Below are 23,865 nucleotides of genomic sequence, written 5' to 3'. Positions count from 1 at the left end.
GCGTCGAAACGAGACGTACCCGGGACACGAGACATGGCCCGGACGCAGATAGCCGAAAGGCGAAAACAGACCCATCCCCGACAAGGGCCAACAAAGCAAGCCGCCCCCAACGCGCTGCACTAGGTTTCMCTGCAAAATCGAGAGTTCTGTATGAGTGACGTCCACCAAGAAAACGACCACCACGAGTCTCCCATCAAGACCCCGAAACAACTGATCGCTGTCGTGATCGCCGCCTTCGTGGTGCCGATTCTCGTGATCGTCCTGTTGGTTAGTTTTGTTGGTCACGGCACCCACGAGGGCGCCGGCTCCACCCAGACGGCCGAAGCCGTCAACCATCGCATCCAACCCGTCGCTTCCCTGGAAATCAAGGACCCGAACGCGCCGCGCGTCTTCAAGACCGGCGAGCAGGTCTACAAGGAAGTCTGCGCCGCCTGCCACGCCACCGGTGCGGCCGGAGCGCCCAAGCACGGCACACCCGGCGACTGGACCGCGCGAATCGGCCAGGGCTTTGACGGCCTGCTGAAGTCCGTGATGAACGGCAAGGGCGCGATGCCCCCCCGCGCCGGCACCTCGCCGGACGACTACACCGACTACGAACTGGCCCGTGCCGTGGTGCACCTGGCCGACGCCGGCGGCGCCAAGTTCCCGGAACCGCCCGCGCCTGCCCAGGCGGCACCGGCCCAGGCTGCGGCTTCGGCGCCTGACGCACAGGCCGCGGCCCCGGCGGTTCCTGCCGCGCCAGCTGCCCCGGCGGCGGCTGCACCGGCACCCGCTGCCGCCGCACCCGTTGCTGCGGCGGCTGCCGCCCCGGCCGCTGCATCGGCCGAAACCGGCAAGAAGGTCTATGACCAGGTTTGCGCCGCCTGCCACGCCGCCGGTGTGGCTGGTGCGCCGAAGTTCGGCGACAAGGCCGCCTGGGCACCGCGCATCAAGGAAGGCATGGACGCCGTCCACAACTTCGCGCTCAAGGGCAAGGGCGTGATGCCGCCCAAGGGTGGCTATGCCGGCGCCGACGCCGACGTGATCGCCGCCGCCGACTACATGGTCAACGCTGCGAAGTAACGCCAAGCGCACCTTTCAGTCCGCGCAAAAAAGCCCGCGACGATCCTCGCGGGCTTTTTTGTTTCGATGGGGTCGATGGGGCCGGCGCCCCACTAGATATATATATAGGCAGCGGGTCAGACCACGCGTGAATAGCGCACCAGCGGCACCTCGCGCGCGCCGTCCTGGCGCAGGTAGCGGTCGAACACCATCGCCACGCGGCGCACCAGCAGCCGGCCCAGCGGGGTGATGTCGATCCGCGACGCGTCGCGCCGCAGCAACCCCTCTGCCGCCAGCGCGTCCAGCCCGGCGAATTCCGGCGCGAAGGTTCGGGCGAAGTCGATGCCGTGCGCCGCCTCCACCGCCGCAATGTCCAAAGTGCCGTGACACATCAGCGCGCCGATGATCGCCTTGCGCAGATGGTCATCGGCGGACATGCCGAAGCCGCGCGCCACCGGCAGCCGGCCGGCGTCCAGCGCGTCGTAGTACTCGTCCGTGGTGCGCGCGTTCTGCGCGTAGTGGCCGGCCACCGCGCCAATCGCCGAGACGCCGAAGCCCAGTTGATCGTGCCCCGCGTGGGTGGCGTAGCCCTGGAAGTTGCGTTGCAGCCGCCCGGCCTGCTGGGCGATGGCGAGGTCGTCGTCCGGCAGCGCGAAATGATCCATGCCGATATAGACATAGCCGGCGGCGGTCAGGCGCTCGATCGTGGACACCAGGATGTCGAGCTTCTCGCCGGCGGGCGGCAGCGCCGCCTCGTCGATGCGCCGCTGCGGCTTGAACACATGCGGCAGGTGCGCGTAGCTGTAGACCGAGAGCCGATCCGGCCGCAGCGTCAGCACGCGGTCGATGGTTGCTGCGAAGCGTTCGGTGGTCTGGTGCGGCAGCCCGTAGATGAGGTCCATGCTGACCGAGCGGAAGCCGAGCCGGCGCGCCGCCAGCACCACATCGCGCGTTTCCTCATAGGACTGCACGCGATGGATTGCCTCCTGCACCTCCGGGTCGAAGTCCTGCACGCCGAGGCTGATCCGGTTGAAGCCGAGTTCCGCCAGCAGCGCCATGCGCGCATCGGTCACGCGGCGCGGATCGATCTCGATGGCGTGCTCGCCCTCGGGCAGCAGGTGGAAGTGTTGCGTCAGCGCCGCCATTACGCGACGCATTTCGTCGGGGTCGAGGAAGGTCGGCGTGCCGCCGCCCCAGTGCGATTGCATGACCGCGCGGCGCTCGCCGAGCCGGCCGGCAACCATTGCCATTTCCCGGGCGAGATAGTCAACGTAGCGCGCGCTGCGGGCGTGGTCCTTGGTGATGATCTTGTTGCAGCCGCAGTAGTAGCAGATGTTCTCGCAGAACGGGATGTGCAGGTAGAGCGAGAGCGGCGCGGGGGAGTCGGCGCGGCAGGCGTCGAGCGCGGCGAGGTAGCGGGCGTCGTCCACTTCGGCGTCGAAGCGGTCGGCGGTGGGGTAGGAGGTGTAGCGGGGGCCGTTGCCGTCGATGCGGCCGGCCAGGCTGCGGAAGTCGGCCAGTGCGCGGCGGTCGAACGCCGTGGCGGCAGGCATGCTGGGGAGGGTGGGGGCGGACATGGTGCGCTCTTTTTGCGGGCGAAGATGGTCACGATGCTATGCCCCTGCGCCGTCGCTCACCTTGACGCGCATCAAGCGCACGCCGCGCTTGCGCCCGCAGCCCCGCCACCGTGGGGCGTTGGCGTCATCCGAGCGTCACGAACGGCCGATAGGCTCTGCCCGCCGTCCCCTCCTCCACCCGATTCCAACGCCCGCCGACCATGCGCCCAGCCTCGCCCAGAACGATGTCGCCCGCCGCGCCGGCGCGCCGCCGCATGCTCCGGTCGTTCGGCACGCTGGCCGCGATGCTCGCGGCACCGGCCGCCTTCGCCCAGCCGCAACCGCAGCCCTCCTCGCAGCGCCGCACGCTGGTGGTCGGCCATCTGCTGGACCGCGTGGGGCCGCAAGCGGATCTGGCGCGCGACTACCTGGCCGGCGCCAAGGTGCTGTTCGATGCGGCGAACGCCTCGGGTCAGGGGCCGCGCATCGTACACGTGGTGCGGGATGCCGATGCCAGCCCGCGCATCGGCACCTCGCAGGCCATCGGCATGGCCGAGTCGGACCATATCGACGTGCTGTTCGGCCCCGGCGACACCCTGCTGCCCGCGCTGGCCACGTCGTCCGAACTGAGCCGGCGCGGCGTGCAGATCGTCGCCCCGCTCTCCGGGCTTTCGCTTGCCGCCGACAACATCTGGTTCACGCGCGCCGACTATCAGGCCGAGCTGGACGCCGCCGTGCGGCAGCTGCGCAGCTACGGCCTCAAGAACATCGTCCTGGCCGTGTCGCCCGACTTCGCCGCCGGCACGCTCGCGGCGGGCTCGCCGTGGCTCGATCGGATGGAGCGCGACCTCGGTACGCGCGCCGTGACGCTGACCGGCAGTGTCGATGACGGCGCGCGCCGCATCGCCGCGACGCGGCCCGGCGCGGTCATCGTGGCCGGCGACACGCTTGCCTACGGCGGCCTTGGCCGCGCGCTGGCCTCGCAGGGTTGGTACGGTTTTCTGGTGGGATTGTCGGCCGTGAGCCCGGCCTCGGCGCGCGAGATTCTCGGCGGCAACTACGCGGGGGGCGTGGTGGTCACGCAGGTGGCGCCCGGCCCGCAGGAATCCACGCTGCGCGTGGTCAAGGAACACGTGGCGCGGATGAAGCAGTACCTCGACGAACCGCCCTCCCCGGCCACGCTGGCCGGCTACATTGGCGCCGCCTGGCTGGTGCGCGCTGCCGGCGCGGCCAAGGCGCCGGGTGCGCTGGAATTGCGCCGCGCGCTGCAGTCGCGCATCGATGTGGGCGATTTCACGCTCGACTTCACGCGCGGGCTGCGCGGCTCTCAGTACGTGCAACTGGCGCCGATCGGCAAGTCGGGCGTGCCGCAGCGCGCCTGACCCGCGCGCCGCTATATCTATTAGTTAGTCGCGCGGCAGCGTGATGCGCACGCGCAGGCCGCCTTCGACACGGTTGTCCAGCGTCAGCTCGCCGCCATGGCGATTGACGATATCGGCGGCAATCGACAGCCCCATCCCCACGCCGCCGGTAGCCCGGCTGCGCGACGACTCCACGCGATAGAACGGCTCCAGCACGCGCTGCAACTCGGCCGGCGGAATGCCGGGGCCGTTGTCGCAGACGTCGATCTGCACGCGCTCGGGGCTGTCCGTCAGCACGATATGCGCGGCGCCGCCGTAGCGGTGCGCGTTCTCGACGAGGTTGACCACGGCGCGGCGCAACTCCGCCGGGTAGGCCAGCAGCGGCGCGGCGGTGCCGGAGAGCCGCACGTCCTGCCCCAGTTCCTCGGCATCGTCGACGATGGCCTGGAGCAGCGCCTGCACGTCCACGCGCTGGCGCGGGCCGGTGCCGTCGTCGCGGTCACGCAGGTAATAGAGCGTGGCGTCGATCAGCCCGTTCATCTCGGCCAGATCCTGCCGCAGGCGGTAGCGCACGTCGTTGTCCTCGATGCGCTCGATGCGCAGGCTCATGCGCGTGAGCGGCGTGCGCAGGTCGTGCGAGACCGCCGCCAGGAAGCGCGACTGCTGCGCCAGCTGCGTGCGGATGCGTTGCTGCATCAGGTTCAGCGCCTTGGTGGCGGCGCGCGCTTCGGCCGGACCCGCATCATCGTCGAGTGGCGGGGCGTGCACATCCTGGGCCAGCCGGTTCGCACCGGTGGCCAGCCGCTGCACCGGCCGCGCGAGCAATCGCGCGCCCACCCACGACGAAATCACGATGGCGATGAACTGGAAGATCAGGCCAGGATGCAGGGGCCAGAGTCCGTGCCAGGGGGGGAAGTGGCGCTGCGGTCCGGGCGGCTCCCCGCGCCGGTCGGGATGGCCGGGACGGAACATGCCGCGCTCCCCGGCCGGGCCGCCCTCGCCCGCCTCCTCGTCTTCCTCGAAACGCGGGCCGCGCTGCGACGGCTGGGGGCGGTGGAATGGCTTGCCGGCGGCGGCGGCCTCCGAGGCCGCCTCGCGCATGCGTTCCTCCCAGCGCGGCGAGCCGGGGCGCGGGAACAGGCCCTCGATGACGGTCACGCCAAGCACGTGCACGGCCACCATGATCGCGGCCATGACCAGGAACAGCCGCAGGAACATCGAATCGAAAAGGTGGCGCCGCATGGTGGGGTCTGTCCGGACGCCGGCGGTGGCGTTCGGCGGCGGGGGGGACGCGGCCATGCGTCAGGAATCCACGTTGACCGTGAAGACGTAGCCCTCGCCCCGCACCGTGCGGATCAGCGCCGAGTCGCGCGGATCGTCGCGCAGTTTCTGGCGCAGGCGCGAGACCAGCAGGTCGATGCTGCGATCGAACACGTCGAGGTCGCGACCGCGTGCCTGGTTGATGAGCAGTTCGCGATCCAGCACGCGGTTCGGGTGCTCGATGAAGGTCAGCAACAGGCGGAACTCGGCGTTCGACAGCGGCACGACCGTGTCTTCCTCGTCGAGCAACTGGCGCAGCGTGGTGTTGAGCCGCCACGCGCCAAACTTGACCTCGTGCCCCGCCGGGGTAGGTGCTGAACGACGCACATCGGCCCGGCTGCGCCGCAGCACCGTGTGGATGCGCGCCACCAGTTCACGCATCTCGAACGGCTTGGTCACGTAGTCGTCCGCCCCCACCTCGAGTCCGACCACACGGTCGGCCAGTTCGGCGCGGGCGGTCAGCATGATTACGGGGATGTCCGTGCGCTCGCGGATCTCGCGACACAGCGTCAGGCCGTTCTCGCCGGGCAGCGAGAGGTCCAGGATGACCAGGTCATAGTGATGCTGCGCCATGGCCGTGCGCATCGACGCCCCGCCTTCGGCCCCATCGGCCGCCATGCCGAACGTGGCCAGGTATTCGGCCAGCATGGCGCGGATCTGGGGATCGTCGTCGACGATCAGCAGGCGGGTAGGCAAGGCGGGAGTGAGGTCCATGGCAAAGCGGGAGGGATGGGAAACGCCGGCGGGCGAGGGCCTGCGCAACGACCGGCGGTCAACTGTACCAGTTTGCAATATTCGCGCTGTGGCGGCTTTGTATCAGGTTCGATACGTGCGCTGTGGATAACTTCGCCTGACAAAACGACGCCCCCGGCACTGCCGCGCCGGGAGCGTTCAACAGGGAAGAGCCAGGCACGCAAGCGTACCCAGCCGCACCGCTAACCGAAGGGCAGGCGCGGCACGGCGCCAGTCGCCGAGGCGTCTGACGCGTCGCCATATTAGAAAGCGCGAGGCGCGCGGTCTTGTCTGCCTTGTATCGGCCGTGATGCTTGGTAGGGGATGCGACTCAACCCGTCACCGGCTTGCCGGGTGCGCCCGGCGTACCCAGCAGCGCCTTGAGATTGGCCAGCCGGTCCTTGGGGCTCATGGCCGGGGTCTCGTCGACGGGAGCCGGCGCTTCTTCGAGTTTCATTTCGGCGATGAAGCGCGAGGGTTCGCAGGAGTAGGTGTCCCGGGCGCGTTTGCGCTTCTTGCACCAGCTGATCTGGAGGCTGCGCTGGGCGCGGGTGATGCCAACGTACATCAGCCGGCGCTCTTCCTCGATCTTCTCGTCGCTCATGTCTTCGTCCTCGCGCGCGTGGGGCAGGATGCCCTCCTCCACGCCCACCAGGAACACGTGCGGATATTCGAGGCCCTTGGACGCGTGGAGCGTGGAGAGCCGCACCGCGTCCGGGTCTTCCTCGCGGCCTTCGAGCATGCTCATCAGCGCCACGGTCTGTGTCAGTTCGAGCAGGTTCTTGCCTTCGTCGCCAAAGCCGTCGGCGTTGTCGAAGCCGGTGGCCTCGCCCTCCCCGGCCTCGGGTTCCGGGCGCGTGCCCTTGCGCTTGAGCCAGTCGAGGAATTCAAGCGTATTGGTCCAGCGCGACTGGGCCTGGCGCTCGTCGAAGGTATCGTACAAGTACGATTCATAGTGGATGCCGGCCATCATGTCGTCGAGCAGCACGGTGGCCGGATCGGTCTTGGCGCGGTCCGCCAGGCGCACCATCGACTCGCAGAACACGCGCAGCGGCTCCAGCTGGCGCGGCTGGAGCTTGCCTTCGATGCCGCCCATCATGGCGGCCTCGAACAGCGACACCTTGGCCTGCCCCGCGAACGTGCCGAGCGCCTCCAGCGTGGTGTTGCCCACGCCGCGCTTGGGCGTGGTGATGGCGCGGATGAACGCGGGATCGTCGTCCGGATTGGCGATCAGCCGCAGGTAGGCGCAGATGTCCTTGATCTCCGCCTTGTCGAAGAAGCTCTGGCCGCCGGACAGCACGTACGGAATCCGCTCGCGCCGCAGGATCTGCTCGAACAGCCGCGCCTGATGGTTACCGCGATACAGGATGGCGTAGTCGCGGAACTGCGCGCGGCGCTCGAACTTGTGGGCGGACAGGCGGAACACCACGGACTCGGCCTCGTGCTCCTCGTCGTTCATCGGATGGATGGCGATGGGGTCGCCCATGCCGTGCTCCGACCACAGCTTCTTGTCGAACAGCTTGGGATTGTTGGCGATGACCGCGTTGGCCGCCTCCAGGATGCGCACCGTCGAGCGGTAGTTCTGTTCGAGCTTGACGACCTTGAGGTCCGGGAAATCGGTCTGCAGGCCGCGCAGGTTGTCCAGCGTGGCGCCGCGCCAGCCGTAGATGGCCTGGTCGTCGTCGCCCACGGCCGTGAACGCCGGCGCGCGCAGGTGCGAGCCGCCGGCCAGCAGCTTGAGCAGCGCGTACTGGCAGGCGTTGGTGTCCTGGTATTCGTCGACGAGGAAGTAGCGCAGGCGGTTCTGCCATTTCAGGCGCACGGCCTCGTCGCGCGCGAACAGCTCGGCGGGCAGGCGGATCAGGTCGTCGAAATCCACCGCCTGGTAGGCGTGCAGCGTGGCCACGTAATTGCGGTAGACCATGGCGGCCTGGTGCTCGTCGGCATTGGCGGCCTGGGCCAGCGCGGTCTCCGGATCGATCATGCCGTTCTTCCACAGCGAGATCGTGCCCTGCACGCTACGGATCAGCTTCTTGTCCGTGGTGGCGAGCTGCTCCTGCACCAGTCCGAAGCAGTCGTCCGAATCCATGATCGAGAACTGCGGCTTCAGGCCGACGTGCTCCGCCTCCATCCGCAAAATCTGCACGCCGAGCGAGTGGAAGGTACAGACGGTGAGCTGCTTGAGCGGAATCCGCTTGCCCTCGCGCGTGGTCTTGCCCTCCATCAGCTTGCCGATGCGCTCCTGCATCTCTTTCGCCGCCTTGTTCGTGAAGGTGACGGCGGCGATGTGACGCGGCTCGAAGCCCTTGTCCTCGATCAGGTGGGCGATCTTTTGCGTGATGACGCGCGTCTTGCCGGACCCGGCGCCCGCGAGGACGAGGCAGGGCCCGTCCAGATAGCGAACGGCTTCGGATTGGGCGGCGTTGAGTCCGTGGGTCATAGGTGGGCGGGTGCCGGATGGCGCACGCTTGGCGGGCGCGCGAAAGGCGTCGATGTTAACACGCAGGGTGGCCTGCGCCGGTGCCTGATGACGGACATCAAGGACGCGAGTGCTACCAGTGTTTCATCGCGGTAACACTTCGTAAAAGTGACGTCCGAGGGGACATCGGGGGCATGGAGATTGCCTCATACGGTCATGCGGGACCGGCTGCGACGCCGTCCTGATGACAAATTCGGCACATTCGGAGGCGATCATGAAAACAATGCGAACCCTGGCGAAAATCACGCTGATCGGTGTCACGCTGGCGGCCTTTGGCGGCTGCGCGGACATGAGCCCCAAGACCCGCAACACCGCCATTGGCGCGGGCGTTGGCGCGCTCGGCGGCGCTGCGCTGACCAACGGCAGCGCGCTCGGCACGGTGGGTGGCGCGGCGGTGGGTGGCGTGGTGGGTAACGTCGTCACGAAGGATCGTTGATCCGGCGCGGGTAGTCCTTACCTCAGGCGGCAGGAATTACAGCCAGCCCCCTCCCCGGCGCCTAGCAAGGTGGCGTCGGCGCCGCGTTGACAAAGGTCAACCCGTCCCGTACATTCACGCGCATCCAACCGGGAGAGCGCGCAGCCATTGCGCCGCCGAAGGGGTATCACCCGAAAACTCTCAGGCACCACGGACCGGTCGGATCGGCATGCAACATGCACACGATGCATGCCGCACTCTGGAGAGCGACACCCGCCCGTGCCAACGCATGGCGAGCGTGTCCACCGAAGGGGCGCGCGATGCGGCAAGCTGCATCGTAATCTCTCAGGTATCGAGGACAGAGGGGTCATCCGCCGCGGCGGATTGGTGGCATTGCCATCGATCCCCACGGCGGATGACCCTTTTTTCGTTTTCGCTGCCGTATTCGCTCCAGAGGATTTCCCATGACGCTCCAGGCCACGCCCCTTAACGCCATCCACCGCTCGCTCGGTGCCCGCATGGTCGATTTCGGCGGCTGGGACATGCCGGTCAACTACGGCTCCCAGATCGAGGAACACAACGCGGTGCGCGGCGATGCCGGCATGTTCGATGTCTCGCACATGTGCGTGGTGGACCTGTCCGGCCCCAACACGCGCGCCTTCCTGCGCGGCCTGCTGGCCAACAATGTCGACAAGCTCCAGACCCCGGGCAAGGCCCTCTACGCGTGCATGCTCGACGAAAAGGGCGGCGTCATCGACGACCTGATCGTCTATTTCTTCGCCGAAGACCGCTTCCGCCTGGTGGTGAACGCCAGCACGGCGCTGGGCGACATCGAATGGATCACGGCCCGCAACGCGGCCACCGGCAGCGGCGTGACGATCACCCCGCGCCGGGGCGACGTGGCGCCGGCCGGCGTGGGCAAGCTGGCGATCATCGCCGTGCAGGGCCCGAACGCGCGCGCCAAGGTGCATGAGGCCTTCCCGTCGACCCAGCCGGCCGACGCACTCAAGCCGTTCAACGCGGTGGTGGTGCGGGACCCGATGGTCGGCGAGCTGATGGTGGCCCGCACCGGCTACACCGGCGAGGACGGCTTCGAGCTGGTGGTGGAGGCCGAGAACGTGGCCGGCATCTGGGAAAAGCTGCAGTCCGTGGGCGTGCGCCCGGCCGGACTGGGCGCGCGTGACACGCTGCGCCTGGAAGCCGGCATGAACCTGTACGGCCAGGACATGGACATCCACACCTCGCCGCTCGACGCCGGCCTGGCCTGGACCGTCGACCTGCAGAGCGAGCGCGATTTCATCGGCAAGTCGGCGCTGCTGGCAGCCGGACAACATAAGACATTTGCCGGCCTGATCCTGCGCGACAAGGGCGGTGTGCTGCGTGCGCACCAGAAGGTGATCACCCCCGCCGGCGACGGCGAGATCACGAGCGGCACCTTCAGCCCGTCCCTCTCCCAATCCATTGCCTTTGCCCGGCTGCCGCAGGGCGTTGTGCCCGGCACCGAGGTCCAGGTCGAGATTCGTGACCGCAAACTGACCGCGACTGTGGTTAAACTGCCGTTTGTGCGCAATGGCAAGGCACTCGTGAGCTGAGGCATCCGCCCGGCTGACACCAACGGTCGCCATCACGCCTGCCCGGCTGGCCCCGGCAGGCGAACCGAAACAAGACAAACACTGCATTCCCGGAGAATCCGTCATGAATTTCCCTGCTGACCTGAAGTACACCGAATCGCACGAATGGGTGCGCGTTGAAGCCGACGGCACGCTGACGATCGGCATTACCGACCACGCGCAGGACGCGCTGGGCGACATCGTCTTCCTGGAACTGCCCGAAGTGGGCAAGTCGGTCGGCGCCGGCGACGCGCTGGCCGTGGTGGAGTCCGTGAAGGCCGCTTCCGACATCTACGCCCCGGTGGCCGGCGAAGTCATCGCCGTGAACGAGGCCGCCAGCGCCGCGCCGGAATCCGTCAACGCCAACGCCTTCGACGCGTGGCTGTTCAAGCTGAAGCCGGCCAATGGCGACGATGTGAACGGCCTGATGAACGTCGACGCCTACAAGGCCAGCGTCGGCGCCTGACGCGCTGCACCAGCCGTCTCCCGAGCCAGGAGACGGCGCCCGAGATGCCCGCGCGGCGGCCAGGCTGACCACCTGCCGCCCCGCCCCACGAGACACTTGCCATGAACGCCCCTCTTCCCATGAACGCCGCCCAAGGTAGCCGGCCCACGCTGGCCGAACTGGAGGCGCGCGACGCCTTCGCCGCCCGTCATATCGGCCCGGATGCCGCCGAACAGCAACACATGCTCAAGGTGCTCGGCTACGAGACGCGCGCCGCGCTGATCGACGCCGTGGTGCCCGCCGCCATCCGCCGCCGCGACGGCATGCCGCTCGGCGAATTCACCGAGCCGCTGACCGAGGAAGCCGCGCTGGCCAAGCTGCGCGGGCTGGCGAACCAGAACCGCGTGCTCAAGAGCTTCATCGGGCAGGGTTACTACAACACGCTCACGCCGGGCGTCATCCTTCGCAATATCTTCGAGAATCCGGCCTGGTACACGGCCTACACGCCGTACCAGCCCGAGATCTCGCAGGGCCGCCTGGAGGCGATGCTGAACTTCCAGCAGATGGTCACGGACCTGACCGGGCTGGACATCGCCAATGCGTCGATGCTGGACGAAGGCACCGCTGCCGCCGAGGCGATGACGCTGCTCCAGCGCGTGAACAAGCACGCCTCGAACACGTTCTACGTGGCGGACGACGTGCTGCCGCAGACGCTGGAAGTGGTACGCACGCGCGCGCTGCCGCTGGGCATCGAGGTCAAGGTCGGCCCCGCCGCCGAGGCCGCCGGCGCCCATGCCTTCGGCGTGCTGCTGCAATACCCGGGCGTGAACGGCGATGTGGCCGACTACCGTGCCATCGCCGATGCCGTGCACGCCGCTGGCGGGCTGGTGGTGGCGGCGGCGGACCTGCTGGCGCTGACGCTGATCGTCGCGCCGGGCGAATGGGGCGCCGACGTGGCCGTGGGCAACTCGCAGCGCTTTGGCGTGCCGCTCGGCTTCGGCGGCCCGCACGCCGGCTACATGGCCGTGAAGGACGAATTCAAGCGCTCGATGCCGGGCCGTCTGGTGGGCGTGACCATCGACGCGCAGGGCAACAAGGCGTACCGGTTGGCGCTGCAGACGCGCGAGCAGCACATCCGCCGCGAGAAGGCCACGTCGAACATCTGTACCGCGCAGGTGCTGCTGGCCGTGATGGCGTCGATGTACGCCGTGTACCACGGGCCGCAGGGCCTCCAGCGCATTGCCCAGCGCGTGCACCGCCTGACCGCCACGCTGGCTGCCGGCCTGAAGGCGATGGGCGTGACCCCGGTCAACGCCACGTTCTTCGACACCCTGACGCTGGACACCGGCTTCAACACCGAGGCGATCCACGCCGCCGCCACCGCGCGCGGCATCAACCTGCGCCATATCGGCGCCACCCGCGTGGGCATCTCGCTGGACGAGACCGCCTCGCGCGAGGACGTGGTCGCGCTGTGGGAGATCTTCGCGCACGGCAAGCCGGTGCCGGCCTTCGATGCGACCGAGGCCGCCGTCGGCGATGGTTTCCCGGCCGCGCTGGCCCGCCAGAGCGCCTACCTGACGCACCCGGTCTTCAACACGCACCACGCCGAGCACGAGATGCTGCGCTACCTGCGCTCGCTGGCGGACAAGGACCTCGCGCTGGATCGCACCATGATCCCGCTCGGCTCCTGCACCATGAAGCTCAACGCCACCAGCGAGATGATTCCGGTGACGTGGCCCGAGTTCAGCAAGGTCCACCCGTTCGCCCCGCTCGACCAGACCGTGGGCTATCGCGAGATGATCGACCAGCTCGAAGCCATGCTCTGCGCCGCCACCGGCTACGCCGCGGTGAGCCTGCAGCCGAACGCGGGCTCGCAGGGCGAGTACGCCGGCCTGCTGATCATCCAGAAGTACCACGCCAGCCGCGGCGAAGCCCATCGCGACATCTGCCTGATTCCCTCGTCCGCGCACGGCACCAACCCGGCGTCGGCCCAGATGGCCGGCATGAAGGTGGTGGTGGTGGCGTGTGACGCCGACGGCAACGTCGACCTGCAGGATCTGGCGAAGAAGGCCGAGCAGCACAGCCAGAACCTCGCCGCAATCATGATCACCTACCCGTCCACGCACGGCGTGTTCGAGCAGGGCGTGCAGCAGATCTGCGAGATCGTGCACCAGCACGGCGGCCAGGTGTACGTGGATGGCGCCAACATGAACGCGATGGTCGGCACCGCCGCGCCGGGCCAGTTCGGCGGCGATGTCTCGCACCTGAACCTGCACAAGACCTTCTGCATTCCGCACGGCGGTGGCGGCCCCGGCGTGGGCCCCGTGGCCGTGGGCGCACACCTGGCGGACTTCCTGCCGAACCAGGACAGCGTGGGCTATCGCCGCGACGACAACGGCATCGGCGGCGTCTCGGCCGCGCCGTTCGGCTCGGCCAGCATCCTGCCGATTTCGTGGATGTACGTCGCGATGATGGGCTCGGCCGGCCTGACCGCCGCCACCGAGAACGCCATCCTGGCCGCCAACTATGTGGCGCGCCGGCTCTCGCCGCACTTCCCGGTGCTCTACGCCGGCCAGCACGGTCTGGTGGCGCACGAGTGCATCCTGGACCTGCGCCCGCTGCAGAAGGCCACCGGCATCAGCAACGAGGACGTGGCCAAGCGCCTGATGGACTACGGCTTCCACGCCCCGACCATGAGCTTCCCGGTGCCGGGCACACTGATGATCGAGCCGACCGAGAGCGAGGCGCTGCACGAGCTGGACCGCTTCATCGACGCCATGATCGCCATCCGTGGCGAGATCGCGCGCGTGGAGGACGGCAGCTTTGACCGCGACGACAACCCGCTGCGCCACGCGCCGCACACCGCCGCCGTGATCACCGCCAATGAGTGGACCCACGCGTACACGCGTGAGGAAGCGGCCTACCCCATTGCCTCGCTGCGCACGCAGAAGTACTGGCCGCCGGTGGGCCGGGCGGACAACGTGTACGGCGACCGCAACCTGTTCTGCGCCTGCGTACCGATGAGCGAGTACGCGCAGGACTAAGGCGCCGTGTCTGGCGGCGTCCGGCCTGCCCGGACGCCGCTGGCGCGCTTTGCGCCTCCCGCCCCGGCCCCCCGGGCCGGCGTGCAGCACACCATCCCTAGCGGAGGTCTAGTCCATGTGGAATCTGAGCGCCCCCTGGTGGGAATTCGTGCTGCGCGGGCTGATCGTCTACGCCGCGCTGCTGTTCCTGATGCGCGTGTCGGGCAAGCGCCAGATCGGCCAGTTGTCGCCGTTGGATCTGGTGCTGCTACTGATCATCTCGAACGCGGTGCAGAACGCCATGAACGGCGGCGACAACTCCGTCACCGCCGGGCTGATCCTGGCCGCCACGCTGTTCGGCGCCGACGTGCTGGTGGGCTACGGCACCTGGCGCAGCCGCCGCCTGGAGGCGCTGGTGGAAGGCCGGCCCGAGATCATCATTCACCAGGGCGAGATCTTCCAGGATGTGATGCGCCGGGAGCGCATCACACCGCGCGAGCTGCAGAAGGCGCTACGCCGCAACGGTTGCGCGCGTGTGGAAGACGTGCATTTCGCTATTCTTGAGACAGACGGCACGATTAGCGTGATCCAGAAGGAAAAGTCCGAGGACGGGCACGCAAGGCCCGCCATCGACGCCATGTGGCGCGAGCCCGGCCGGCCCGATGCCGATATGTCGCTCTGACCCGACACCCGACCACTTTCCCGACGGCCTCCCCGCCCCTGCGCCCTGCGCGCCGCCCCCTACCGGAGTTCCCCGTGGCTGTCAGCGTTTTCGATCTGTTCAAGGTAGGTATCGGGCCGTCCAGCTCGCATACCGTGGGGCCGATGCGTGCGGCCCTGATGTTTGCGCACGGGCTCGAGCGGGACGGCCTGCTGCCCCAGGTGGGCAGCGTGCGCGTGGAGCTATACGGCTCGCTCGGCGCCACCGGCAAGGGCCACGGCACCGACAAGGGCGTGATGCTGGGGCTGATGGGCGAGGCGCCCGACACCGTCGACCCCGAAACCATCGAGTCCCGGCTGGCCACGCTACGCGCCCAGCGCAAACTGGCCCTGCTCGGCACGCACGAGGTGCCGTTCGTCGAGCGCGAGCACATCGTGTTCTACCGGCGCGAGGCCATGGCCGAGCATCCCAACGGCATGAAATTCCACGCCTTCGACGCGGAGGGCACGCCGCTGCGCGAGGCACGCTACCTGTCCGTGGGCGGCGGCTTCGTGGTCACGGCCGGCGCGCCGAACACCCAGATCCTGGCGGCCGAGCGGCAGTTGCCGCACCCGTTCCGGAGCGGCCGGGCGATGCTGGAGATGGCGCACGCGAGCGGCAAGTCCATCGCCCGGCTCATGATGGAGAACGAACTGACCTGGCGGCCCGAGCAGGAAGTGACCGATGGCCTGCTTCATATCTGGGACGTGATGCAGCAATCCGTGGCGCGCGGCTGCCGCACCGATGGCGAGCTGCCGGGGCCGTTCAAGGTACGGCGGCGCGCGCCCGAGTTGTACCGGGGACTGACGCTGCACGCGGAGCGGGCGCTGTCCGATCCGCTCTCCGTGATGGACTGGGTCAACCTCTACGCCATCGCCGTCAACGAGGAAAACGCCGCCGGCGGGCGCGTCGTCACGGCGCCGACCAACGGCGCGGCCGGCATCATCCCGTCCGTGCTGCACTACTACGACCGCTTCATCCCCGGCGCCAACCGCGCGGGCGTGGTCGATTTCCTGCTCACGGCGGGCGCCATCGGCCTGCTCTACAAGCTCAACGCCTCGATCTCGGGCGCCGAAGTCGGCTGCCAGGGCGAAGTCGGCGTGGCCTGCTCGATGGCCGCCGGCGCGCTGGCGGCGGTGCTCGGGGGCACGCCGGAGCAGGTCGAGAACGCGGCCGAGATCGGCATGGAGCACAACCTCGGCCTGACCTGCGACCCGGTCGGCGGCCTGGTCCAGATCCCGTGCATCGAACGCAACGCCATGGCATCCGTCAAGGCGGTGAACGCCGCCCGCATGGCCCTGCGCGGCGATGGCACCCACTATGTTTCGCTCGATTCGGTCATCAAGACCATGCGCGAAACCGGCGCCGACATGAAGACCAAGTACAAGGAGACGGCGCGCGGCGGGTTGGCGGTGAATATCGTGGAATGTTGAGCAGGCGCCGGCGTATCATGGCGGCACCCCCGGTTTGCCAAGAAGAAAACGGCCATGCAGACCTTCCATCAGCTGTTCGACGAGACTTCGTCCACCTTCACCTACCTGCTGATCGACGCCGAGACGCGTGAGGCGTTGCTGATCGATCCGGTGGACCGGCAGTACGCGCGTGACCTGGCGCTGCTGGGCGAGACTGGCGCGCGGCTGGTCTGGATTGTCGAGACCCACGCGCACGCCGACCACATCACCTCCGCCGGGCAGCTCGCCCTGCAGACTGGCGCCAACACCGCCGCGCCGTCCGGCTGCGACATCAAGCCTGCGCTGAAACAACTGATCGACGGTGACACCGTCAGCTTCGGCAAGCAGGTGCTTCGCGCGATCCACACCCCCGGCCACACCGCCGGCAGCATGAGCTACCTCTGGGAGGAAGCCACGCCGGACGGCGTGGTGCGCCGCATCTTCACCGGCGATGCGCTGCTGATCGACGGCTGCGGCCGCACCGATTTCCAGTCCGGCGACGCCGGCACGCTGTTCGACAGCCTCACCGAGAAGCTCTTCCGCCTGCCCGACGACACGCTGGTCTACCCCGCCCACGACTACAAGGGCCACACCCAGTCGACCATCGGCCATGAGCGCGCCCACAACAGCCGCGTGGCGGGGCGCTCGCGCGACGAGTTCATCGTCATGATGCGCAACCTCAACCTGCCCCGCCCCAAGCTGATCGATATCGCCGTGCCGGCGAACCAGCGCCTGGGGCTCGTGACCGGGCGAGATGGGGAAAGCGTGCCGCACGGCATCTGATTTTTCGTTCTTCTACTACCCGGAGTGACCAGCATGGCCGAGCACAGTGCCGAGATCGCGTGGGAGCGCGGCGATCAGGATTTCGTGAGCAACCGCTACAGCCGCAAGCATGTGCTGCGGTTCGACGGCGGCGCGGAAGTGCCGGGCTCGGCGTCGCCACACGTGGTGCCGCCGCCGATGTCCGATGCCAGCGCGGTGGATCCCGAGGAAATGCTGATCGCGTCGATTTCGGCCTGCCACATGCTGTGGTTCCTGGCGCTGGCCGCCAAGCAGCGCTTCGTGGTCGATCGCTATGTGGACAAGTCCGTGGGCACGCTGGCCAAGACCGCCGAAGGCCGCATGGCGGTGACCGTGGTGACGCTGCGTCCCGACGTTACGTTCTCGGGCGAGCGCCTGCCGACCCGCGCCGACATCGATCAGCTGCACCACGCCGCGCACGACGCCTGCTTCATCGCCAATTCGGTGAAATCCGAGATCCGATGCGAGCCGGTGTATCCGACCTGACCCCTGCAAACGCCTAATACGCGGCACGAAGGAATTCATTTGACTTCGCCCCCTGCGCTGCAATACTGAGACCGCACACGCGGGCACATGGCCCCGCCGGAGGAGGTACATCATGCATCACAGCAAGCGATGGGGGATGGTGCTCGGCGCGGCAATCGCGTTGGCCGCAGCCGGCGTGCAGGCACAGTCGAAACCGGTGGCTTATCCGGCCAAGGGCCAGTCCGCGCAGCAGCAATCCAAGGATGACGGGGAGTGCTACAGCTGGGCCAAACAACAAACCGGCATAGACCCCGCAGTGGTGGCCCAGGCCCCGCCGCCCCAGCAGGCCCAGGGCGGCCAGCGCGTGCAAGGCGCGGCGCGCGGGGCAGCGGGCGGCGCCGTGATTGGCGCAGTTGCGGGCGATGCCGGCAAGGGTGCGGCGGCCGGAGCCGCCGTCGGGACCATGGCGGGCGGCTCGCGGAACCGGCAGGAACGCCGTAACGTGCAGGCGGCGAACGAACAGAACGCCGCGAGCCAGCAACAGGCGATGGGCAGCTACTACCAGGCGTGGAAGGCTTGCATGGGTGGCAAGGGCTATACCGTTCAATAAGCGGTGCAGTCACCCCGGCCCGCCGTCGGCGTCAGGCCTCCCACCGCTCGCAGGTACGCCGCACCGTCTCGCGCAGGCTGTGCGCATCGGCATCGACGGTGCGCACCCAGTGCGCGTCGTTGTCACGGCTCGAAGCCAGCGCGCGGATATTTTCTAGCGCCTTGAGCGAGCCGAGCGCCTCCGCGTGCGGCACCAGCGCGTCGCAAATCGACAAAATATGATCCGAGATCGGCATCCGCGTCAGTTCGTTCGGATGCACGTACTCGCCCTCCAGCCCGAAGCGGCACGCCTGGAAGCGGTTGAAGGTGTACACCAGGTAGTCGTCTTCCTGCGGCATGAACGGCCGTGACAGCAGCAGGTAGCGCGCCAGCGCCTGGATGTACGCCGCGATATCGCAGGCGCGCTCCACGGTCAGCGGGGTGTCCATCACGCGCACCTCGATCGTGCCGAACTCCGGCTTGGGACGGATATCCCAATAGAAGTCCTTCATGCTCTCGATCACGCCCGTGTTGCGCATCTTGTTGAAGTAGGCGGTGAAGGCGTCCCACGTCAGCACATGCGGTGCGCGGCCGCTCATCGGGAAGGCCGCCACCGAGTTCAGGCGCGCCGAGGCAAAGCCGGTATCCACCCCCTGCACGTACGGCGACGACGCCGCCAGCGCGATGAAGTGCGGCACGTAGCGGCCGATGGCGTGGAGCAGGAACAGCGACTCGTCCGCGCTCGGGCAGCCGATGTGGACGTGCTGGCCGAACACCGTGAACTGCTTGGCGAGATAGCCATACAGCTCGGAAATGTACTGGTAGCGCGGCGAATCGGAGATGGTCCGGTCCGACCACTGCTGGAACGGATGGGTGCCGCCGCCGCAGATGCCCAGGTTCAGCGAGCGGGAGGCGCGCGTCATCAGGTCGCGCATGACCGTCAGTTCCTCCAGCGCCTGCGCGTAGTCGCGGCAGATGCCGGTGCTGATCTCGATCATCGACGGACTGATCTCGGGCTTGATGTCGCCCGCGTGCTGGGCGCCCTTGACCGCACGCAGCAGGTCCGGCGCGAAGGGCGCGAGGTCGTAGTCATGACGGTTCACAAGCTGGAGTTCCAGCTCCACGCCGAACGTCAGCGCCTCGGAATGCTTGAACGGTTCGAGCGACATCAGCGCCCTCCTCCATTGTCACGCGCCTCGCCAGCATAGCGCAGCGCCCAGGACGCGATGACCGGCCCCAGCAGCTGTTCGATGGCCAGCGCACACAGGATGATCGATGCCAGCGGTCCGCCGGTGCTCGGGTACAGGCGCGCCACGTCGTTCATCAGCAGGTAGGCCAGCCCCGACATCGGCGCCAGCGCCAGCCCCAGCGCCATGCACTGGCGCAGGCTCAACCCCGAGAACGAACCGAGCGACACCACGCCGGCCAGCTTCGCCACATGGCGCATCACCACCAGGGCCACGGCCAGCGTGCCGCCGACTACCCAGTCGTGCGCCGTCAGCGGCAGGCCCAGCGACACTACCATCACGATGATCAGCAGGCTCCCGGCGCTGCCGAAGTGCGCTGGCCACACGTGCGGCTGGCGGTCCTGGTGCTTGAAGACCACGCCGGCCAGCATCAGCGTCAGCGGCATGGACAATTTTAGGACGCGCGTCAGTGCCAGCGTGAACAGGACCAGCCCCACCAGCACCAGGAAGCTGTAGTGATCGTCCGCAGACATGCGCGCGTACAGCGCGTGCCCGAGCTTGCCGACCACCCACGCCAGCAGGCACGAGCCCACCAGCAGGTAGAGCGGATGCAGCAGCGCCGCACCAATATTGCCGTATTCGGAATGGAGCCAACCCGTGGCCACCTGGACGATGGCCGCCGCGTAGATGCTGTTCAGCGCCGCCATGGCCATCAGCCGTTCCGTGACCTGCCCCTCGGCGCGCAACTCGTTCTTGAGCTGGAGCACGATGGTGGGCGAGGTGCTGACCGCGATGCCTCCGGCCAGGATCGCCACGCCCGGCGACGCCCCGAGCCACTGGAGCACCGTGGAGACCAGCCCCCAGGTCAGCAGGCTCTCGGCCGCGCTGGTAAACAATAGCCAGCGGTTGGCGCGCAGCCACGACAGCGACAGCCGGTGCCCGAGTTCGAACAGGGCCAGGGCCAGCGCCATGTCGATCAGCACCCGCGTCTGCAGGATCATGTTGTCGTCGACGATGCTGCGGCCGAGCATGCCGGCGAACAGCCCCACCACCGCGTAGCCGACGATGCGCGGCAGGCCCAGCCAGCGGCGGCAAACCTCTCCGGCCAGGCCCGCGCCCACCAGCGCGAGACCCACCCAGAACAGGCCGCCCGGTGCCAGCGGCAGGGTCGGGAAAAGTTGGCTCAATCCGTTCATGGCCGACATGGTAACGGAAGCACTTGGGTTGCAGTGTCGGGCTTTGTCCGACCCTACGTGGAAGACGCCGGCAACTTACAGCAAATTCCAATAAAAAACGCCATCGTCGTCGATGGCGTTTTGTAGGTCTTTCAAGAATCAGAATCGGGGACGGTTTTCCGGACCTGTTTCAGCGCCCGGAGCCCCCGCGAGCCGTTCCGAAGTTACACGCCCCACACCTTCCACTTCGGACGGGTGGCCTTCAGGCCGGCCTCGGCCTTGGCGTACAGCGGACGGGTGCGGCCCTTGTCCGCGCCGAGCGTGCGGGCGCGCTCGAACCAGCCCAGCGCCGTCTCGCGCTGGCCCATGCCCAGCGCCGCCAGCACGGCGTGCAGCCAAGTTTCGGCGTCCCAGTCGGCACGGGCGGCAAAGGCGAGCTGGAAGTCGGTCAGCGCTTCCGGAAACTGCTCCATCTCCGTCAGCAGCCGGGCTCGCTGGGCGCGGGGCGCGGCCTGGTCGGCCGGATCGCCCTCGGTCAGCGACACCGCCCGCTCGAACAACGGCAGCGCGCGGGCCGGCTCGGCCAGTTCGTGCCAGATCTGGCCGAAGTGATTGAACAGCCACGCGTCCTCCACCAGCAGCGAGCGGCGTTGCAGGGCTTCGAGCTCCCCCAGGGCGTCGATCTTGTCGTGCTCGTCCATCGCTGCCATGCCCGCCTGCAGCAACGCCGCATAGTGGGCGCGCGCGTGCGCCATGGCGTGGGCGCCGGCGGTGCGGGCCTCCACGGGCAGCGCGTCCAGCCGGGCGTCCATATGGGTGATGGCAGCGCGGGCGGACTCGGTGGCATCGCGCCCGCCCAGCGCGCGCCAGGCGGCCACGAGCCGGCTGAACGCCCACGTGACATCGGCCGGATTGCGCTCCACCGGGTAGCGGTTCAGCACCTCGCCGGCCAGCTCCACCACCTGCTTGTGCTGGCCCGCCGACGCGTGAGCGTCGAGCAGGTCGATCCAATGGTCGATGAAATCGCTCGCGGCCATGCCCTTGCGGTGCAGCGCCACCTTTTCCTCGACATGGACGGCATCGGCCGGCAGCAGGCGCGCCGTCAGCCGGCACAGCAGCGAGTACAGGTGCGGGTCGGCGTTGCCGCCGTGGCCGTCGGCATCGCCCTCGCCTGTGGAAAAGTAGGCTTCGAAGCGCTCCAGCCCCTTGCGGCAGGTGGCCTCGAGCATCGGCTTCAGGGTCGCCTCGGACGGCGGCACCTCGTCGATGAAGGCCCCCAGCGCCGTGGCGGCGTGGAAGTAGGCGGCGCCGTCGTCGGCATCGGCGGTCATCGCGAAACCCTGCCACGCCGGGGGCGTACCCGGCGCTGCGTCGGCAGATTGATGGCGCCAGGTCAGGTCGCGTACCTGTGCCTGCGGGTCGGGCCGCTGGCGCAGGTAGGTGGCCAGGTCGTCCAGCGCACCGGCGCGGTCGCTGCCCAGCCGCAGCGGGGCGCGCAGGCGGCGCGCCTCGGGGTGATCGGGGTGCTCGGCCAGCACGCGCTCGGCCTCCATGCCCGCCATGGCGTCGCCGGCTTCCGGCGTCAGGTCGAGCAATTCGGGGGAATCGAGCGCGATGCGGGCCAGGCAGATGCGCATCAGCGGCTCGCCAAGCTGGCTGGCGGCGTCGGCGCGGTCCACGTAGTCCTGCACTAGCGGCAGGATGTCGGCGGCGCCCAGGTCCGGCGCGCGATACAGCAGATCGTGCCAGTAGCGGCCCGCGCGGGCGAAATCGTTGAGCCGGAAGGCGACAAAGCCGGCGTAGAAATGCGCGGCCCACTCGCCCGAGGCCAGCCCGTTGCGGCGCGCGGCCTCGTGTAGCCAGGGCAGCGCCTCGGCGTCCTGTCCCTGGCGCATCAGCAGCGTGCCGTAGAGATGGGCGAGCGCGCCGCGCGACGCCCAGCGGTGCACCGGTGCCAGCGACAGCTCGGGCAGACGGGCCATGGCGGCTTCCAGCGCAGCCAGCGCGCCGGGCACATCGTCCTGGTCCGCATGCAGTTGCGCCTGCAGCGCGGCGTAGTCGACCACCTCGGGATGGGCCTCGCAAAGCTGGTCGGCGATCTGTAGCGCCTCGGCGTGGCGCCCGGCGTTGGCTAGCGCAATCGCGTGCTCATAACTGACTTCCTGCACGGACGGCTCCTATGGAAAAAGTATGCAAAAGCGCGATTATGCGCCAACGCCGAGAAAGACCATGGGAAGAACAGCGTGGGAAACCCATCCGCTTTGGCATAAAAAACGCCACCCCGGGGGGTGGCGTCAGTCCGGCAGACGCGCCGGCCGGAGGAAAGCCAGCCGGCGGCCTTGTGTCTTGCGCAGTCAGGGCTTACTTGCCGCCGACCGTTTCCAGCACGGTCCACTTGCCGTCCGCGACCTTGTAGACGGTGATGCCGCCGTCCTTCAGGTCACCGCGGGCGTCATAGGCCAGCGTCTTGGTGGTCACGCCCTGCATGTTGGTGGCGGCCAGCACTGGAAGGTAACGCGCCGGGTCGGCCGAGCCGGCCTTGATCATCGCCGTCATCATGGCGGTGGCGCCGTCATAGGCGTACGGCGAGTAGGTCTGCACCTTGCTGCCGAAGCGCTTTTCGTACTTCTTCTCGTACGCGGAGCCGCCGGGCATCTGGTCCAGCGGCAGGCCGGCCAGCGACACCACCGTGCCATCGGCAGCCGGGCCAGCCAGCTTCAGGAAGTTGTCGGTCTTCGACATTTCGCCCGACACCAGGGGTGCCTTCAGGCCCAGTTCCTTGACCTGCTTGGCCATCGGGGCCGATTGGGTCTCGGCGCCGCCGTAGAAGATCACGTCCGGGTTGCTGCGCTTCAGGTTGGTCAGCACGGCCTTGAAGTCCACCGCCTTGTCGTTGGTGAACTCGCGGCGCACGATCTTGCCGCCAGCGGCCTTGGCGGCCTTCTCGAACTCGTCAGCCAGACCCTGGCCGTAGGCGGTGCGGTCATCGACGATGGCGATGTTCTTGGCCCCCAGCTTCTTCACCACGAAGGCGCCGATCACCGAACCCTGCTGTGTGTCGGACGTCATCATGCGGAACGTGGTCTTGAAGCCCTGGCGCGTGTACTCCGGAGCCGTGGCCATGGCGATCTGGGGAATACCGGCGCGGTTGTAGACCATCGACGCCGGGATGCTGGTGCCCGAGTTGAAGTGGCCGAGCATGCCCTGGATGCCGGAGTCCACCAGCTTCTGGGCGACCACGGAACCCGTCTTGGGATCTGCCTGGTCATCTTCGGAGACCAGCACGAACTTGACATCCTTGCCGCCGATCTTCGGCTTGGTGGCGTTCATGTCCTCGATGGCGAGGACCACGCCGTTCTGCATGTCCTTGCCGTACTGCGCCTGGCCGCCGGTCATCGGGGCGGCGAAGCCCAGCTTGATTTCCTGCGCCTGTGCGAAGGCAGCCTGCGCGGCGGTCAGGCCTGCAACGGCCATGGCAACGGTCATGGCCGTTTTTTGGAATGTCGAGCTCATCAG

Annotated in this window: 19 protein-coding genes and 2 riboswitches; of the genes, 11 read left to right on the top strand and 8 right to left on the bottom strand. The window is 68.2% G+C overall.

What is annotated here, in order from left to right; translation table 11 throughout:
- Window positions 1–150 precede the first annotated feature (150 nt).
- A complete protein-coding gene (locus tag AC1DFU_RS24565) occupies window positions 151–1,062 on the top strand; it encodes a c-type cytochrome (protein WP_441593522.1) in 912 nt (303 codons plus the stop codon).
- Window positions 1,063–1,178: 116 nt separating this feature from the next.
- Here the strand turns inward: AC1DFU_RS24565 and hemN are convergent, their stop codons facing one another.
- On the bottom strand, window positions 1,179–2,618 hold the full coding sequence (gene hemN, locus AC1DFU_RS24560; protein ID WP_441593521.1) for an oxygen-independent coproporphyrinogen III oxidase: 1,440 nt from the start codon (window positions 2,616–2,618) through the stop codon (window positions 1,179–1,181).
- Window positions 2,619–2,818: 200 nt separating this feature from the next.
- On the opposite strand from hemN, the gene AC1DFU_RS24555 reads away from it, so the two are divergent.
- The gene (locus tag AC1DFU_RS24555; RefSeq protein ID WP_441593520.1) at window positions 2,819–3,979 is read left to right on the top strand and encodes an ABC transporter substrate-binding protein; all 1,161 of its coding nucleotides are present in this window, start codon (window positions 2,819–2,821) and stop codon (window positions 3,977–3,979) included.
- Window positions 3,980–4,003: 24 nt separating this feature from the next.
- On the opposite strand, the gene AC1DFU_RS24550 is transcribed toward AC1DFU_RS24555, so the two are convergent.
- From AC1DFU_RS24550 to AC1DFU_RS24540, 3 genes are all read right to left on the bottom strand, one after another.
- On the bottom strand, window positions 4,004–5,200 hold the full coding sequence (locus AC1DFU_RS24550) for an ATP-binding protein (RefSeq protein ID WP_441593519.1): 1,197 nt from the start codon (window positions 5,198–5,200) through the stop codon (window positions 4,004–4,006).
- A gap of 60 nt (window positions 5,201–5,260) precedes the next feature.
- Complete coding sequence (locus AC1DFU_RS24545; RefSeq protein ID WP_092300273.1) at window positions 5,261–5,992, bottom strand: response regulator; 732 nt, start codon at window positions 5,990–5,992, stop codon at window positions 5,261–5,263.
- Between the two features lie 349 nt (window positions 5,993–6,341).
- Window positions 6,342–8,450, bottom strand: coding sequence for a UvrD-helicase domain-containing protein (locus AC1DFU_RS24540; RefSeq protein ID WP_092300276.1), 2,109 nt, complete (start codon window positions 8,448–8,450; stop codon window positions 6,342–6,344).
- A gap of 253 nt (window positions 8,451–8,703) precedes the next feature.
- Between AC1DFU_RS24540 and AC1DFU_RS24535 the strand changes: the two genes are divergently transcribed.
- The 9 genes from AC1DFU_RS24535 (at window position 8,704) to AC1DFU_RS24495 (ending at window position 18,009) form a co-directional block, all read left to right on the top strand.
- Window positions 8,704–8,925 carry a glycine zipper 2TM domain-containing protein gene (locus AC1DFU_RS24535; RefSeq protein ID WP_092300425.1) on the top strand — a complete coding sequence of 74 codons (222 nt, stop codon included), beginning with the start codon at window positions 8,704–8,706 and terminating at the stop codon, window positions 8,923–8,925.
- A gap of 119 nt (window positions 8,926–9,044) precedes the next feature.
- Window positions 9,045–9,132: riboswitch (glycine riboswitch) on the top strand.
- Between the two features lie 21 nt (window positions 9,133–9,153).
- A riboswitch (glycine riboswitch) is annotated at window positions 9,154–9,276 on the top strand.
- 92 nt (window positions 9,277–9,368) lie between these two features.
- A complete protein-coding gene (gene gcvT, locus AC1DFU_RS24530; protein ID WP_092300279.1) occupies window positions 9,369–10,496 on the top strand; it encodes a glycine cleavage system aminomethyltransferase GcvT in 1,128 nt (375 codons plus the stop codon).
- A 103-nt stretch (window positions 10,497–10,599) separates the two neighbouring features.
- Window positions 10,600–10,980 carry a glycine cleavage system protein GcvH gene (gene gcvH / locus AC1DFU_RS24525; RefSeq protein WP_092300282.1) on the top strand — a complete coding sequence of 127 codons (381 nt, stop codon included), beginning with the start codon at window positions 10,600–10,602 and terminating at the stop codon, window positions 10,978–10,980.
- A gap of 101 nt (window positions 10,981–11,081) precedes the next feature.
- Window positions 11,082–14,003: an aminomethyl-transferring glycine dehydrogenase gene (gene gcvP, locus AC1DFU_RS24520; RefSeq protein ID WP_441593518.1), complete on the top strand. Its 2,922-nt coding sequence runs from the start codon at window positions 11,082–11,084 to the stop codon at window positions 14,001–14,003.
- Window positions 14,004–14,118: 115 nt separating this feature from the next.
- Window positions 14,119–14,664, top strand: a complete 546-nt coding sequence (locus tag AC1DFU_RS24515; RefSeq protein ID WP_092300288.1) for a DUF421 domain-containing protein — start codon at window positions 14,119–14,121, stop codon at window positions 14,662–14,664.
- Window positions 14,665–14,738: 74 nt separating this feature from the next.
- Window positions 14,739–16,115 carry an L-serine ammonia-lyase gene (locus AC1DFU_RS24510; RefSeq protein WP_441593517.1) on the top strand — a complete coding sequence of 459 codons (1,377 nt, stop codon included), beginning with the start codon at window positions 14,739–14,741 and terminating at the stop codon, window positions 16,113–16,115.
- A 54-nt stretch (window positions 16,116–16,169) separates the two neighbouring features.
- Entirely contained in the window at window positions 16,170–16,916 is a 747-nt protein-coding gene (locus AC1DFU_RS24505; RefSeq protein WP_092300294.1) for an MBL fold metallo-hydrolase, read from the top strand.
- A gap of 33 nt (window positions 16,917–16,949) precedes the next feature.
- Window positions 16,950–17,420, top strand: coding sequence for an OsmC family protein (locus tag AC1DFU_RS24500; protein WP_092300297.1), 471 nt, complete (start codon window positions 16,950–16,952; stop codon window positions 17,418–17,420).
- A 112-nt stretch (window positions 17,421–17,532) separates the two neighbouring features.
- Window positions 17,533–18,009, top strand: coding sequence for a glycine zipper family protein (locus AC1DFU_RS24495; protein ID WP_369823529.1), 477 nt, complete (start codon window positions 17,533–17,535; stop codon window positions 18,007–18,009).
- Between the two features lie 31 nt (window positions 18,010–18,040).
- On the opposite strand, the gene AC1DFU_RS24490 is transcribed toward AC1DFU_RS24495, so the two are convergent.
- From AC1DFU_RS24490 to AC1DFU_RS24475, 4 genes are all read right to left on the bottom strand, one after another.
- Window positions 18,041–19,156: a YbdK family carboxylate-amine ligase gene (locus AC1DFU_RS24490; protein ID WP_092300303.1), complete on the bottom strand. Its 1,116-nt coding sequence runs from the start codon at window positions 19,154–19,156 to the stop codon at window positions 18,041–18,043.
- Window positions 19,156–20,379 (bottom strand): cation:proton antiporter, encoded by a 1,224-nt coding sequence (locus AC1DFU_RS24485; protein ID WP_177220002.1) that lies wholly within the window; start codon window positions 20,377–20,379, stop codon window positions 19,156–19,158. The genes AC1DFU_RS24490 and AC1DFU_RS24485 overlap by 1 nt, the downstream gene beginning before the upstream one ends.
- Before the next feature lie 194 nt (window positions 20,380–20,573).
- A complete protein-coding gene (locus AC1DFU_RS24480) occupies window positions 20,574–22,517 on the bottom strand; it encodes a hypothetical protein (protein ID WP_441593516.1) in 1,944 nt (647 codons plus the stop codon).
- Between the two features lie 193 nt (window positions 22,518–22,710).
- Window positions 22,711–23,862, bottom strand: coding sequence for a branched-chain amino acid ABC transporter substrate-binding protein (locus AC1DFU_RS24475; protein ID WP_092300309.1), 1,152 nt, complete (start codon window positions 23,860–23,862; stop codon window positions 22,711–22,713).
- Window positions 23,863–23,865 lie beyond the last annotated feature (3 nt).

The sequence above is a fragment of the Cupriavidus sp. 10L45 genome (assembly GCF_056395225.1).
The sequence above is the reverse complement of the archived record's forward strand: the minus strand, read 5'-3'. Positions and strand labels throughout refer to the sequence as shown.

Coding starts and splice junctions, on each gene's coding strand:
- AC1DFU_RS24500 (WP_092300297.1), top strand. CDS start 16,950: ATGGCCGAGCACAGTGCCGAGATCGCGTGGGAGCGCGGCGATCAGGAT.
- gcvP (WP_441593518.1), top strand. CDS start 11,082: ATGAACGCCCCTCTTCCCATGAACGCCGCCCAAGGTAGCCGGCCCACG.
- AC1DFU_RS24550 (WP_441593519.1), bottom strand. CDS start 5,200: ATGCGGCGCCACCTTTTCGATTCGATGTTCCTGCGGCTGTTCCTGGTC.
- AC1DFU_RS24515 (WP_092300288.1), top strand. CDS start 14,119: ATGTGGAATCTGAGCGCCCCCTGGTGGGAATTCGTGCTGCGCGGGCTG.
- AC1DFU_RS24540 (WP_092300276.1), bottom strand. CDS start 8,450: ATGACCCACGGACTCAACGCCGCCCAATCCGAAGCCGTTCGCTATCTG.
- gcvH (WP_092300282.1), top strand. CDS start 10,600: ATGAATTTCCCTGCTGACCTGAAGTACACCGAATCGCACGAATGGGTG.
- gcvT (WP_092300279.1), top strand. CDS start 9,369: ATGACGCTCCAGGCCACGCCCCTTAACGCCATCCACCGCTCGCTCGGT.
- AC1DFU_RS24535 (WP_092300425.1), top strand. CDS start 8,704: ATGAAAACAATGCGAACCCTGGCGAAAATCACGCTGATCGGTGTCACG.
- AC1DFU_RS24505 (WP_092300294.1), top strand. CDS start 16,170: ATGCAGACCTTCCATCAGCTGTTCGACGAGACTTCGTCCACCTTCACC.
- AC1DFU_RS24485 (WP_177220002.1), bottom strand. CDS start 20,379: ATGTCGGCCATGAACGGATTGAGCCAACTTTTCCCGACCCTGCCGCTG.
- AC1DFU_RS24545 (WP_092300273.1), bottom strand. CDS start 5,992: ATGGACCTCACTCCCGCCTTGCCTACCCGCCTGCTGATCGTCGACGAC.
- AC1DFU_RS24565 (WP_441593522.1), top strand. CDS start 151: ATGAGTGACGTCCACCAAGAAAACGACCACCACGAGTCTCCCATCAAG.
- AC1DFU_RS24495 (WP_369823529.1), top strand. CDS start 17,533: ATGCATCACAGCAAGCGATGGGGGATGGTGCTCGGCGCGGCAATCGCG.
- AC1DFU_RS24490 (WP_092300303.1), bottom strand. CDS start 19,156: ATGTCGCTCGAACCGTTCAAGCATTCCGAGGCGCTGACGTTCGGCGTG.
- hemN (WP_441593521.1), bottom strand. CDS start 2,618: ATGTCCGCCCCCACCCTCCCCAGCATGCCTGCCGCCACGGCGTTCGAC.
- AC1DFU_RS24475 (WP_092300309.1), bottom strand. CDS start 23,862: ATGAGCTCGACATTCCAAAAAACGGCCATGACCGTTGCCATGGCCGTT.
- AC1DFU_RS24555 (WP_441593520.1), top strand. CDS start 2,819: ATGCGCCCAGCCTCGCCCAGAACGATGTCGCCCGCCGCGCCGGCGCGC.